General features: G+C 71.4%; 11 protein-coding genes. 8 read left to right on the forward strand and 3 right to left on the reverse strand.

Annotation, left to right across the window (positions count from 1 at the left end; genetic code table 11):
- Positions 1-433 precede the first annotated feature (433 nt).
- Entirely contained in the window at positions 434-1591 is a 1158-nt protein-coding gene (locus tag ACFU5K_RS09995) for an acyl-CoA dehydrogenase family protein (protein ID WP_384058726.1), read from the forward strand.
- 20 nt (positions 1592-1611) lie between these two features.
- Complete coding sequence (locus tag ACFU5K_RS10000; RefSeq protein WP_384058728.1) at positions 1612-2487, forward strand: acyl-CoA thioesterase; 876 nt, start codon at positions 1612-1614, stop codon at positions 2485-2487.
- A 52-nt stretch (positions 2488-2539) separates the two neighbouring features.
- Here the strand turns inward: ACFU5K_RS10000 and ACFU5K_RS10005 are convergent, their stop codons facing one another.
- A complete protein-coding gene (locus ACFU5K_RS10005; protein WP_384058730.1) occupies positions 2540-3688 on the reverse strand; it encodes an epoxide hydrolase family protein in 1149 nt (382 codons plus the stop codon).
- A 64-nt stretch (positions 3689-3752) separates the two neighbouring features.
- On the opposite strand from ACFU5K_RS10005, the gene ACFU5K_RS10010 reads away from it, so the two are divergent.
- Positions 3753-4715 carry a helix-turn-helix transcriptional regulator gene (locus tag ACFU5K_RS10010; protein ID WP_384058732.1) on the forward strand — a complete coding sequence of 321 codons (963 nt, stop codon included), beginning with the start codon at positions 3753-3755 and terminating at the stop codon, positions 4713-4715.
- Between the two features lie 28 nt (positions 4716-4743).
- Here ACFU5K_RS10010 and ACFU5K_RS10015 read toward each other — a convergent pair whose 3' ends face one another.
- Both ACFU5K_RS10015 and ACFU5K_RS10020 read right to left on the reverse strand, forming a co-directional pair.
- Entirely contained in the window at positions 4744-5535 is a 792-nt protein-coding gene (locus tag ACFU5K_RS10015; protein ID WP_384058734.1) for a phosphatase, read from the reverse strand.
- Between the two features lie 144 nt (positions 5536-5679).
- On the reverse strand, positions 5680-6300 hold the full coding sequence (locus tag ACFU5K_RS10020; protein ID WP_384058736.1) for a TetR/AcrR family transcriptional regulator: 621 nt from the start codon (positions 6298-6300) through the stop codon (positions 5680-5682).
- 110 nt (positions 6301-6410) lie between these two features.
- On the opposite strand from ACFU5K_RS10020, the gene ACFU5K_RS10025 reads away from it, so the two are divergent.
- The 5 genes from ACFU5K_RS10025 to ACFU5K_RS10045 all read left to right on the forward strand — a co-directional run bounded on the left by ACFU5K_RS10025 (position 6411) and on the right by ACFU5K_RS10045 (position 13389).
- Positions 6411-8027, forward strand: coding sequence for a carboxyl transferase domain-containing protein (locus ACFU5K_RS10025; RefSeq protein WP_384058737.1), 1617 nt, complete (start codon positions 6411-6413; stop codon positions 8025-8027).
- Between the two features lie 13 nt (positions 8028-8040).
- Positions 8041-10089, forward strand: a complete 2049-nt coding sequence (locus tag ACFU5K_RS10030) for an acetyl-CoA carboxylase biotin carboxylase subunit (protein WP_384058739.1) — start codon at positions 8041-8043, stop codon at positions 10087-10089.
- Between the two features lie 17 nt (positions 10090-10106).
- On the forward strand, positions 10107-11024 hold the full coding sequence (locus ACFU5K_RS10035) for a hydroxymethylglutaryl-CoA lyase (protein WP_384058827.1): 918 nt from the start codon (positions 10107-10109) through the stop codon (positions 11022-11024).
- 8 nt (positions 11025-11032) lie between these two features.
- Complete coding sequence (locus ACFU5K_RS10040; protein WP_384058740.1) at positions 11033-12199, forward strand: acyl-CoA dehydrogenase family protein; 1167 nt, start codon at positions 11033-11035, stop codon at positions 12197-12199.
- A gap of 161 nt (positions 12200-12360) precedes the next feature.
- Positions 12361-13389 (forward strand): ABC transporter substrate-binding protein, encoded by a 1029-nt coding sequence (locus ACFU5K_RS10045; RefSeq protein WP_384058742.1) that lies wholly within the window; start codon positions 12361-12363, stop codon positions 13387-13389.
- Positions 13390-13447 lie beyond the last annotated feature (58 nt).

Raw genomic sequence — 13447 nt, forward strand, 5'->3', positions numbered from 1 at the left:
CTACCGCCATCGGGGCTACACAGCGATGCGCGCCGGCACTCTCCGCGACCTGGATTCCGGGACCAATCCGGGGGCGCTCCGGCGCCGAATCACCGTTGAGGGTCCGGAACCAGCCCTCACCTCCACTGTCCGGGGGCGTGGTCCGCCCTCGCCCCCGGACAGCACCCCGGCGGGGCCGTGCGGTCACCGGCTTCCGTCGCGACCGCTGTCAGCGCGGACAGAGCGGCCGGACCCGCGTTGCCGCTCCGCCTCGATCCACTCGTGATTCCGGCCGATACCCGCACGCCACTGGCAGCCCTTGCGGTGACAGGGCGGCGGCGTGCTCAGCATCACCCTGGACAGTCGCAGTGACCGCCGGGTAACTTTTTCCCTGGGTCTGAGCAAGCGCTTAGCCACTGCGACCGAAGCCGAAGCTGACACCAGGAGGCACCCCGTGCGCCGTACGGTTTACAACGAGGACCACGAGGCGTTCCGGAAGACCATCCGCGCCTTCATCGAGGCCGAGGTCGTTCCCGTCTACGACGAGTGGTTCGCGGCGGGCCAGGCGCCCCGCGACTTCTACTACAAGCTCGCCGAGCTGGGCATCTTCGGTATCGAGGTGCCCGAGGAGTACGGCGGCGCGGGCGAGGAGTCCTTCAAGTTCGAAGCGGTGCTCTACGAGGAGACCGCGCGCGCGGGCGTCTCCTTCGGCGGCTCCGGCGTCCACGTCCTGCTCTGCCTGCCGTACCTCAAGGCGTACGCCACCGAGGAGCAGAAGAAGCGCTGGCTGCCCGACTTCGTCTCCGGCAAGTCGATGTACGCGATAGCCATGACCGAGCCGGGCACCGGTTCGGACCTGGCCGGCATGAAGACGACCGCCAAGCTCTCCGACGACGGCACGCACTACGTCCTCAACGGCGCCAAGACCTTCATCACCGGCGGCGTCCACGCCGACAAGGTCATCGTCTGCGCCCGCACGGACGCCCCCAGGGCCGACGACCGCCGCCACGGCATCTCGCTCCTGGTGGTCGACACCAAGTCCGAGGGTTACTCGGTCGGCCGGAAGCTCGACAAGCTGGGCCTGAAGGTCTCCGACACCGCCGAACTGGCCTTCGTCGACGTCAAGGTGCCCGTCGAGGACCTTCTCGGCGAGGAGAACAAGGGCTTCTCCTACCTCGGCCAGAACCTCCCGCAGGAGCGCCTCGGCATCGCCGTCGGCGCCTACGCGCAGGCCGCGGCCGCCGTGCGGTTCGCCCAGCAGTACACGCAGGACCGCACCGTCTTCGGCAAGACCGTCGCGTCGTTCCAGAACACGAAGTTCGAGCTGGCCGCCTGCAAGGCCGAGGTCGACGCGGCGGAGGCCGTCTGCGACCGGGCCATCGAGGCCCTGGACGCCGGCGAGCTCACGCCCGCCGAGGCCGCATCGGCGAAGCTGTTCTGCACCGAGGTCGCGCACCGCGTGATCGACCGCTGCCTCCAGCTGCACGGCGGCTACGGCTTCATGAACGAGTACCCGATCGCCCGCCTCTACACGGACAACCGGGTCAACCGCATCTACGGCGGCACCAGCGAGGTCATGAAGTCGATCATCGCCAAGTCCATGGGTCTCTGAGAGCGGCTACGTTCCCCTCCATGAGCGCGGCACTCGACTCCCTGCTCGATCTGCTCGACCTGGAGCGGATCGAGCAGGACATCTTCCGGGGCACGAGCCGTTCTGCGGTCGTACCCCGTGTCTTCGGCGGCCAGGTCGCGGCCCAGGCCCTGGTCGCCGCCGGGCGCACGGTGCCCGACGACCGGGGCGCCCACTCCCTCCACGCGTACTTCCTGCGTCCTGGGGACCCGGGCGCGCCGATCGTCTACACCGTGGACCGCATCCGCGACGGCCGGTCGTTCACCACGCGCCGGGTCGTCGCGGTCCAGCACGGCAAGCCGGTCTTCCACCTCTCGGCGTCCTTCCAGGTGCACGAGGAGGGCATGGACCACCAGGCGGGGATGCCTGCCGCCCCGGATCCCGAGACGCTGCCGACGGCCGCCGAGATGCTGCCCCGGTACGCGGACCGCTTCAGCGATCCGCGCATGGTGGACCGCCTGCTGGAGGCCCGGGCCGCGGTCGACCTGAGATATGTGGACGCGCCGCCGTTCGCCACGGCCGGTGAGCCGCGCGAGCCGCGTTCGCAGGTCTGGTTCCGCACGCACGGCAAGCTGGCCGACGACCCGCTGCTGCACGTCTGCCTGGCGACGTACGTCTCCGACATGACCCTGCTCGACTCGGTCCTCCTCGCCCACGGGCGCGGCGGCTGGGCGACCGGGGACGTGGTGGGGGCCAGCCTGGACCACGCGATGTGGTTCCACCGCCCGTTCCGCGCGGACGAGTGGCTGCTCTACGACCAGCAGTCGCCTTCGGCGTCCGGCGGTCGCGGTCTCGGCCAGGCGAGGATCTACACCGCCGACGGGAAGCTGGCCGTCACGGTCATCCAGGAGGGCCTGGTCCGCGTCCCGAGGGACTGAGGCAACGCCTTCGAACGCGGCGGGTCCACCTTCACCGTCGTCGCGGCGGCGCTCAGCCGAGGTCCGCGAAGAACTCCCTTACGTCCTCGGTCAGAAGCTCGGGTTGCTCCAGGGAGAGGAAGTTGCCGCCCCGGTCGAATTCGGTCCAGCGGACCACGTTGTGGTCGCGCTCGGCGAAGCGGCGGACGGCGACGTCGGAGGAGAGGGCGACGGCGACGGCGGTGGGGACGGTGCCGCGCTCCTTGGGCGCCCAGGCGGCCGGGTCGTGGGCCACCTCGTAGTAGAGGTGGGCCGACGACCCCGCGGTGCCGGTGAACCAGTACACGCTGACGTTGGTGAGCAGGGTGTCGCGGTCCACCGCGTCCTCGGGCAGTTCCTTGGCGGTGTCCGTCCATTCCTTGAACTTCTCGACAATCCAGGCGAGCTGGCCGGCCGGCGAGTCGTTCAGGCCGTAGGCGACCGTGTCCGGCCGGGTCGACTGGATGACGTTGAAGCCCATCTTGTCGTCGCGGAAGTGCTGGAGCCGCTCCAGCCGGGCCTGCTCGGACTCCGTCAGTCCGGCGAAGTCCGCGGGATCCTCCGAGGGGAAGGTGACCAGGCCGTTCACGTGGATGCCGATGACGCGGTCGGGCGCGATCCGGCCCATCTCGCCCGCGGTCCAGGCACCGCCGCCGTTGCCCTGGACGCCGTAGCGGTCGTAGCCGAGACGCTCCATCAGTTCGGTGAACGCCCGCGCGATCCTGCCGGTGTTCCAGCCGGGCGAGGTGAGGGGACCGGAGAATCCCACGCCGGGGGTGGAGGTGACCACGACGTGGAAGTCGCGCGAGAGCGGTTCGATGACGTCGACGAACTGGACGAACGATCCGGGCCAGTCGTGGATCAGGAGCAGCGGGGTGGCGTCGGGACGGTCCGAGCGGACGTGCGCGAAGTGGATGTCCTGGCCGTCGATCTCGGTGACGTACTGGGGGAAGTCGTTCAGCCGTGCCTCCGCCTTGCGCCAGTCGAAGCCGTCCGCCCAGTACGTGGCGAGCTCCTTCAGGTAGTCGGCGGGCACCCCTCGCGACCAGTCCCCGACCCCCTGCACACCGGTGTTCCAGCGGGTGCGGGCAAGACGGTCGCGCAGGTCTTCGACGTCCGCCTGCGGGATGTCCACGCGGAAGGAACGGACAGGCTGAGCTGCGATGTTGCTGCTGTTCTCCATGAGTGGAATTCTAAGATCCATATAGGCACGGTTCATTCCTAAAGAGACAGGCGGCCGCATCCCGATGCTCGAAACCTCCGCGCGCCTCCTGCGGCTGCTCTCGCTGCTCCAGACCCCCCGCGAATGGCCCGGCACGGAACTCGCCGAGCGCCTCGGGGTGAGCGGCCGGACCGTGCGCAACGACATCGAGCGGCTCCGCACCCTCGGCTACCCGGTGGACGCCTCGCGCGGAGCGACGGGCGGCTACCGGCTCGCGGCGGGCAGCGCGATGCCTCCGCTCCTCCTGGAGGACGACGAGGCGGTCGCGGTCGCGGTGGCCCTGCGCAACGTCTCCGGGAGCGCCCTGGCCGGTACGGAGGAGACGGCGGGCAGGGCCCTGGCCAAACTGGAGCAGGTCCTGCCCTCACGGCTGCGCCGCCGGGTCCGCGCCCTCCAGCAGTACGCCGTCCCGGTCCCGGCGGACCGGCCCGCTCCGCACACCGACACGGAGCTGCTGATGACACTGACGGCCGCCTGCCGTGACCACGAGCGCCTGCGCATGGAGTACCGGGACCACGCGGGCGCGACGGCGCGCCGCCTGGTGGAGCCCCAGCGCGTCGTGAACTGGGGCCGCCGGTGGTACCTGGTCGCGTGGGACGTGGACCGCGAGGACTGGCGCACCTTCCGCGTGGACCGGCTCACACCCCTGCTGCCGGCCGGTCCGCGCTTCGCGCCCCGCCTGGACCCGGAGGGCGACGCTGCGGCGTACGTCGCGGGCAAGGCGTCTGCGGCGGCATGGCGCCACCGCGCCCGGGTGACGGTCCACGCCCCGGCCCAGGCGGTGCTGGAGCGGATCAACCCGGCGGTGGGAACGGTCGAGCCCGTCGACGCGGACACCTGCGTCCTGGACACCGGCGCCGACTCCCTGGACTCGCTCGGCGTCCACCTGGGCATGCTGGGCTTCGACTTCACCGTGACCGGGCCGCCCGAGCTGGTCCACCACCTGGAGGAGCTGGCGGGGCGCTACGCCCGGTCGACGAGGGCCTGAGCCCCAGCGCACCGGGGCTCACGGCTCGTCACGCGTCGGCGGGGAGCAGTCCGGCGGCGTCCAGGAGGTAGTCGGTCATCGGGTCGTAGAACCGCGGGTCGGCGACGTGGTCGTCGAGCGGGACGGTGACCTGGAGGGTGCCCTCCGCCTCCCCCAGGAAGAGCGCGGGGTCGTTGCAGTCCGCGTAGCCGATCGAGTCGATCCCGCGCTGTCCCGCGCACCCGGCCCAGCCGTGGTCGGCCACGACCAGGTCGGGCATGGGCCGGCCCTCCCGTTCCAGGGCGTCCAGGATCGTGGCCATGGGGACCGGGGAGTGCGTGTGCCAGAGGGTGGCCCCGCGCTCCAGCACGGCGACGTCGGCGAACTGGAAGACCATGCCCTCGTCGGCCATCAGGCCTCCGGGAATCCTGACGATCTCGCATCCGGCGGCCCGCAGCGCGTTCGCGGTCTGACGGTGGACGTCGAGCAGCCCGCCGGGGTGGCCGGTCGCGAACAGGACCCGCTCCCCGTCGGCCGCGGCCTTCCGCAGCCGGGCCGCCATCCGGTCCAGGGCGTCGACCGTCAGTTCCGGGTCGATGGTGTCCTGCCCCTGCCGGTGCTCCGGGTCGTCGACGACACCGCACCGCTCGGCCATCACGGCCAGCACGTCCTGCTCGTCGGTCCACCGGTCGCCGAGCTCGAGCCCCAGCCAGAAATGGCGGTTGCCGTTGGCGAGCTGGCGGTAGTGGGAGAGGTTGTTGTCCCGGGGGGTGGCGACATCGCCCGCGATACGCGTGCGGACGAGGTGCTCGACGAGGGCGGCGCGGCTGGGTATCGGCATGCACCCATTGTGCCGTCAGGGGCGTACCGCGTGCCGGGCGTCCCGCACCGCGGGATCCGACGGGCCCCTAGGTCGCGCCGGGGCCGGACCGGTCCTCACGCCGCCGCGGGCCGGGAGGCCGGCGCCGGCCCGGGCAGACGGGCCTCAGCCCGATACGGCAGCCGCCGCGAACGCGCCGCGCGCGAGCCGGTGCAGGAGCGCGGCCGTCGCCTCACGGTCCGGAAGGGCCTCGGGCCGGGTGAGGTGGGGCGTGGAGTTCAGCAGGCCGAACACGGCGTGGACGGTGACCCGGGCCTCCCCCTCCGGGAGCCCGGGATAGAGGGCGCGTACGACCTCGACCCAGACCTCGACGTACTGCCGCTGGAGCTGGCGCACGCGCTTGCGGTCGGTGTCACGCAGCCTGTCCAGCTCGCGGTCGTGGAGCGTGATCAGGGGACGGTCGTCCAGCGCGAAGTCGATGTGGCCCTCGATGAGGGCGTCCAGCAGCGCCTCGGGCGAACCGCCCCGGGAGGCGCCGTCCTCGGTGACGCGCAGCCTGCCGCCCGCCAGCAGGCGCTCGCTGATCCCGACGAGCAGCTCGGCGAGCATGGCGTCCTTGCCCGGGAAGTGCCGGTAGAGGCCGGGCCCGCTGATGCCGACGGCCGCCCCTATCTCGTCGACTCCGACACCGTGGAAACCGCGCTCCGCGAAGAGGCGGGCGGCCTCCCGGAGGATCTGCTCGCGGCGGGTGGGAGCCGCGACTCGGGCGGCGGCATGGGTGCTCATGAGAATTCATTCTAGACAGGCGGGTTAGCGCTCGTTAACCTGAGCGCAATGCGTTAACGCTCATTAACTCTCATCCGACTACTGCGGTACGGGCAAGGGGGCTCGACAGGATGCAGCAGGCACCGGTCCTGGTGAGTGCGGCCGATCCCGCCTCGGAGGCCTGGCAGGCCAACGAGGCGGCGCATCACGCACTCGCCGAGGAGCTGCGCACGCGGCTCGCCACGGCACGGCTCGGCGGGGGTGAGAAGGCACGCGCGCGGCATGTGGCGCGCGGCAAGCTGCTCCCCCGGGAGCGCGTGGACGCGCTGCTCGACCCGGGCTCGCCCTTCCTGGAGCTGGCCCCGCTGGCGGCCGAGGGGCTCTACGGAGGCGCCGCGCCGGCGGCCGGTGTGATCGCCGGAATCGGACGGGTCAGCGGCCGCGAGTGCGTGATCGTCGCCAACGACGCGACCGTCAAGGGCGGCACGTACTACCCGATGACGGTGAAGAAGCACCTCCGCGCGCAGGAGGTGGCCCTCGACAACCGGCTGCCGTGCCTGTACCTCGTGGACTCCGGCGGGGCGTTCCTGCCGATGCAGGACGAGGTGTTCCCCGACCGGGACCACTTCGGGCGCATCTTCTACAACCAGGCGCGGATGTCGGGCGCCGGCATCCCCCAGATCGCGGCGGTCCTCGGTTCCTGCACGGCGGGCGGCGCCTATGTGCCCGCCATGAGCGACGAGGCCGTCATCGTCCGGAACCAGGGCACGATCTTCCTGGGCGGCCCGCCGCTCGTGAAGGCCGCCACCGGCGAGGTCGTGACGGCGGAGGAGCTGGGCGGCGGCGAGGTGCACTCCCGCACGTCCGGGGTCACCGACCACCTCGCCGAGGACGACGCGCACGCGCTGCGCATCGTGCGGAACATCGTCGCGACACTCCCGGACCGCGGGCCGCTCCCCTGGTCCGTGGAGCCCGCCGAGGAGCCCAAGGCCGATCCGGCCGGGCTGTACGGCGCGGTGCCGGTCGACTCACGTACGCCCTACGACGTCCGCGAGGTGATCGCCCGGGTCGTGGACGGTTCGCGCTTCGCCGAGTTCAAGGCGGAGTACGGCCAGACGCTGATCACCGGTTTCGCCAGGATCCACGGCCACCCCGTCGGCATCGTCGCGAACAACGGCATCCTGTTCGCGGAGTCCGCCCAGAAGGGCGCCCACTTCATCGAGCTGTGCGACCAGCGCGGCATCCCGCTGGTGTTCCTGCAGAACATCTCCGGCTTCATGGTCGGCAAGGACTACGAGGCCGGCGGCATCGCCAAGCACGGCGCCAAGATGGTCACGGCCGTGGCGTGCACCCGGGTCCCGAAGCTGACCGTCGTCGTCGGCGGGTCCTACGGCGCCGGCAACTACTCCATGTGCGGCCGGGCCTATTCGCCGCGCTTCCTGTGGATGTGGCCCAACGCCAAGATCTCGGTGATGGGCGGCGAGCAGGCCGCCTCCGTGCTGGCCACCGTCAAGCGGGACCAGATCGAGGGGCGCGGCGAGGAGTGGGCCGCCGAGGACGAGGAGGCCTTCAAGGATCCGGTCCGCGCGCAGTACGAGCAGCAGGGCAATGCCTACTACGCCACGGCCCGCCTCTGGGACGACGGTGTCATCGACCCGACGGAGACGCGGCAGGTGCTGGGTCTCGCCCTGACCGCGTGTGCCAACGCCCCGCTGGGCGAGCCCAGTTTCGGCGTCTTCCGGATGTGATGTGAGGACTTCCATGTTCAGCACTGTTCTGGTCGCCAACCGTGGCGAGATCGCGGTCCGGGTCATCCGGACCCTGCGCGACCTCGGCGTACGGTCGGTCGCCGTCTTCAGCGACGCCGATGCGGACGCCCGTCATGTACGGGAGGCCGACACGGCGGTGCGGATCGGCCCCGCACCCGCGGCCGAGAGCTATCTGTCGGTGGAGCGGCTGCTGGACGCCGCCCGCCGCACGGGCGCCGAGGCCGTCCATCCGGGTTACGGCTTCCTCGCCGAGAACGCCGCCTTCGCCCGCGCGTGCGCGGAGGCCGGGCTCGTCTTCATCGGCCCGCCCGCCTCGGCGATCTCGCTGATGGGCGACAAGATCCGCGCCAAGGAGACGGTCGCGGCGGCAGGCGTTCCGGTGGTCCCCGGGTCGTCCGGGAGCGGACTCACCGACGGGCAACTGGCGCAGGCCGCACGGGAGATCGGCATGCCCGTCCTGCTGAAGCCGTCCGCGGGCGGCGGCGGCAAGGGCATGCGGCTGGTGCGCGAGGAGCCGCTGCTGGCGGACGAGATCGCGGCCGCCCGGCGCGAGGCGCGGGCCTCGTTCGGTGACGACACGCTGCTGGTGGAACGGTGGATCGACCGGCCGCGCCACATCGAGATCCAGGTCCTGGCCGACGGCCACGGCAACGTGGTCCACCTCGGCGAGCGCGAGTGCTCGCTCCAGCGGCGTCACCAGAAGATCATCGAGGAGGCCCCCTCCGTCCTGCTGGACGAGAAGACCCGGGCGGCGATGGGCGAGGCGGCCGTGCAGGCGGCCCGTTCCTGCGGGTACGTCGGCGCGGGCACGGTGGAGTTCATCGTCCCGGGCAACGACCCGGCCTCGTACTACTTCATGGAGATGAACACCCGTCTCCAGGTCGAGCACCCGGTCACCGAGCTGATCACCGGCCTCGACCTGGTGGAGTGGCAGCTGCGGGTGGCCGCGGGCCAGCCCCTTCCATACGCCCAGGACGACATCACCCTCACCGGGCACGCCGTCGAGGCCCGGGTCTGCGCGGAGGACCCGGCGCGCGGCTTCCTGCCGTCCGGCGGCACCGTGCTGGCGCTGCACGAGCCGCAGGGCGACGGGACGCGCACCGACTCGGGACTCAGCGAGGGCGTCCCGGTCGGCAGTACCTACGACCCGATGCTCTCCAAGGTCATCGCGTACGGCCCCGACCGGGCCACCGCCCTGCGCAGGCTGCGCGCCGCACTGGCGGACACCGTGGTGCTCGGCGTCCCGACGAACGCCGGCTTCCTGCGAAGGCTCCTTGCCCACCCTGCGGTCGTCGCGGGAGAGCTGGACACGGGGCTCGTGGAGCGTGAGGCGGACGGCCTCGTGCCGGACGGCGTGCCGGAGGAGGTGTACGCGGCGGCGGCCCTGCTGCGGCAGGCTCCGGCGCCTTCGGCCGCCGGCTGGGTGGACCCCTTCTCGGTGCCGAGCGGCTGGCGGCTGGGCGGCACCCCCGCCGAAACCTTCCACCACTTCCGGGTCCCGGGCCACGAGCCGGTACGGGTGGGCCTGCGTAGGGGGGTGGGAGGCACCGCCGGCCTCACGTTCGGCCACACGGGTGACCGCGAGGGCAGGGTGGACACGTGCGGCCCGGTCCCCCCGCCGGTCCCCTCGGCGCGGGCCCGGCTCGTCGAGCGGTCCGGCCATCGCGCCGTCGTCGAGGTCGACGGGCTGACGCACGTGTTCAGCCGGGCCTCGTCACCCGACGGGATCTGGCTCGGCCGGGACGGGGACACCTGGCACGTCCAGGACCACGACCCGGTCGAGGCATCCCTGAGCGGCGCCGCCCGCTCCGGCGCGGACACGCTGGCCGCGCCCATGCCCGGGACGGTCACGGTGGTGAAGGTGTCCGTCGGCGACGAGGTCGCCGCCGGACAGAGCCTGCTGGTCGTGGAGGCGATGAAGATGGAACACGTCATCTCCGCGCCGCACGCCGGGACCGTCACCGAGCTGGACGTCGTCGCGGGAGCGACCGTCGCCATGGACCAGATCCTGGCCGTGGTGGCCCCGAAGGAGGAGTCGTGACCGGCATCGGACTTCCCATGACGGTGCCGGCCCCCGGGCTGCCGGCCCGGGTCCGCATCCACGAGGTGGGCGCGCGGGACGGCCTGCAGAACGAGAAGTCCGTCGTACCGACCGAGGTGAAGGCGGAGTTCGTCCACAGGCTCGCGGCGGCCGGGCTGTCCACGATCGAGGCCACCAGCTTCGTCCACCCGAAGTGGGTCCCCCAGCTCGCCGACGCGGAGCAGCTGTTCCCGCTGCTCGGCGATGTCGGCGCGGCGCTGCCCGTCCTCGTCCCGAACGAGCGTGGTCTGGACCGTGCGCTCGCTCTCGGCGCCCGCCGGGTCGCCGTGTTCGGTTCGGCGACGGAGACGTTCGCCGCACGCAACCTGAACCGCACGGTGGACGAGTCGCTCGCCATGTTCGCGCCCGTCGTCGCCCGGGCGCGGGAGGCGGGCGGGCATGTGCGCGGCTACCTGTCGATGTGCTTCGGCGACCCGTGGGAGGGCGCCGTACCCGTCGGACAGGTCGTCCGGGTCGCGAAGGCCCTCATGGACCTCGGCTGCGACGAGCTCTCCCTCGGCGACACGATCGGCGTCGCCACCCCGGGTCATGTGGTGGCCCTGCTCTCGGCGTTGAACGAGGCGGGGGTTCCGACCGCCACCATCGGGGTGCACTTCCACGACACCTACGGCCAGGCCCTGTCCAACACCCTGGCCGCGCTCCAGCACGGGGTGACCACCGTCGACGCTTCGGCGGGCGGCCTGGGCGGCTGCCCCTACGCGAAGAGCGCGACCGGAAACCTCGCCACCGAGGACCTCGTGTGGATGCTCGACGGCCTCGGTGTGGACACCGGAGTCGATCTCGGCGCACTCACCGCCACAAGCGTGTGGATGGCCGAACAACTGGGCCGCCCGAGCCCGTCCCGTACTGTCCGCGCGCTGTCCCACAAGGAGTGAAGCACCCCATGTCCCTTGACCACCGGCTGACCGCCGAGCACGAGGAACTCCGCCGTACCGTCGAGGAGTTCGCACACGATGTGATCGCCCCGAAGATCGGCGACTTCTACGAGCGCCACGAGTTCCCTTACGAGATCGTGCGCGAGATGGGCCGCATGGGCCTCTTCGGCCTGCCGTTCCCCGAGGAGTACGGCGGCATGGGCGGCGACTACCTCGCCCTCGGGATCGCCCTGGAGGAGCTGGCCCGCGTCGACTCCTCCGTGGCCATCACGCTGGAAGCGGGGGTGTCGCTGGGCGCCATGCCCGTCTACCGCTTCGGCACCGAGGAGCAGAAGCAGCGGTGGCTGCCGAGGCTCTGCTCGGGCGAGGCGCTCGGCGCGTTCGGGCTGACGGAGCCGGACTGCGGTTCGGACGCGGGCGGCACGCGCACGACCGCCGTGCTGGACGAGGCCGCCGGCGAATGGGTCATCAACGGTTCCAAGTGCTTCATCACCAACTCCGGTACGGACATCACCGAACTGGTGACGGTGACGGCGGTCACCGGCCGCAAGGAGAACGGCGCCCCGCTCATCTCCTCGATCATCGTGCCGTCCGGCACCCCCGGTTTCACGGTCGCCGCCCCGTACTCCAAGGTCGGGTGGAACGCCTCGGACACGCGTGAACTGTCGTTCTCCGACGTGCGCGTGCCGTCGGCGAACCTGCTGGGCGAGGAGGGCCGCGGGTACGCCCAGTTCCTGCGGATCCTGGACGAGGGCCGTATCGCCATCTCGGCGCTGTCGACGGGCCTCGCCCAGGGCTGTGTGGACGAGTCGGTGAAGTACGCGAAGGAGCGGCACGCCTTCGGGAAGCCGATCGGCGCCAATCAGGCCATCCAGTTCAAGATCGCCGACATGGAGATGCGGGCGCACATGGCCCGGATCGGCTGGCGGGACGCGGCCTCGCGGCTGCTGGCGGGCGAGCCGTTCAAGAAGGAGGCGGCGATCGCGAAGCTGTACTCCTCGACCGTCGCGGTGGACAACGCCCGCGAGGCGACGCAGATCCACGGCGGCTACGGCTTCATGAACGAGTACCCGGTGGCCCGGATGTGGCGCGACTCCAAGATCCTGGAGATCGGGGAGGGCACGAGCGAGGTCCAGCGGATGCTGATCGCCCGGGAGTTGGGCATGGGCGCCTGACCGACGGGCCTCACGGGCACACCGGCGACTGCGAGCCGCCCTTCCGCACGACGGGAGGGCGGCTTCCGCGTGCCCCGGCCACGTCCGGCGTGTGAGGTTAGGCTAACCTTCCTTTTAATCGTCAGCGGGCGCCCTCGGCGCGTACGAAAGCGGACCCACTCATGCCCAACCTCCGGACCAGTCCACTCTCCCGCCGCGGCCTGCTGGCCGCCGGTGGTGCCGTAGGCCTCGGCGTCGCCCTCACCGCCTGCGGGGACAGTGACACGAAGGGCTCCGGCCCGGGTCCCGGCGCGGAGAAATCCGGCCCCTGGTCCTTCAAGGACGACCGCGGCCGGAGCGCCGAGGCGAAGTCGACGCCGAAGAACATAGTCGCGTTCGTCGGAGTCGCCGCCGCGCTCCACGACTACGGCATCGAGGTGAAGGGCGTCTTCGGCCCGACGAAGACCTCAGACGGCAAGGCCGACGTGCAGGCGGGCGACCTCGACATCAGCAAGGTCGAGGTGCTGGGCAACGTCTGGGGCGAGTTCAACGTCGAGAAGTACGCGGGCCTCGCGCCCGAGCTCCTCGTCACCGCCATGTGGGAGAAGGACGCCCTCTGGTACGTGCCGGACGAGTCCAAGGACAAGATCCTCGAGCTGGCCCCCAGCGTCGCACTGTGGGCCGCGCAGACGACGGTCCCCAAGGCGATCCAGCGCCACGAGGACCTCGCGGCGTCCCTCGGCGCGGACGTGAAGGCCAAGAAGGTCACCGACGCCAAGGCGGCCTTCGAGAAGGCGGCCGCCCGGCTGCGCGCCGCCGCAAAGTCCCGGCCGAACATCAAGGTGCTGGTCGGCTCGGCCGGCCAGGACCTGTTCTACGTCTCGCTCGCCAAGACGTCCGCCGACACCCTGTACTTCCAGGAGCTCGGCGTGAAGTTCGTCGAGCCGAAGGTCAACAAGGCCGGCTTCTTCGAGGAGCTCAGCTGGGAGAACGTCGACAAGTACGACGCGGACATCATCATGATGGACAACCGCTCCTCGGCCCTCCAGCCCGACGCGCTGACCTCCAAGCCGACCTGGGCCCGGCTCCCCGCCGTGAAGGCAGGGCAGGTCGTCCCCCGTACGACGGAGCCCATCTACTCGTACGACAAGTGCACCCCGATCCTCGACGTCCTCGCCGAGGCGATCGAGAAGGCCAAGAAGGTCGCCTGACACCCCCGGTACCGACACGACGGCCCGGCCCGGATCCACTTCGGGCCGGGCCGTCGCG

This window comes from Streptomyces sp. NPDC057428, from assembly GCF_042803195.1.
GTDB lineage: Bacteria > Actinomycetota > Actinomycetes > Streptomycetales > Streptomycetaceae > Streptomyces.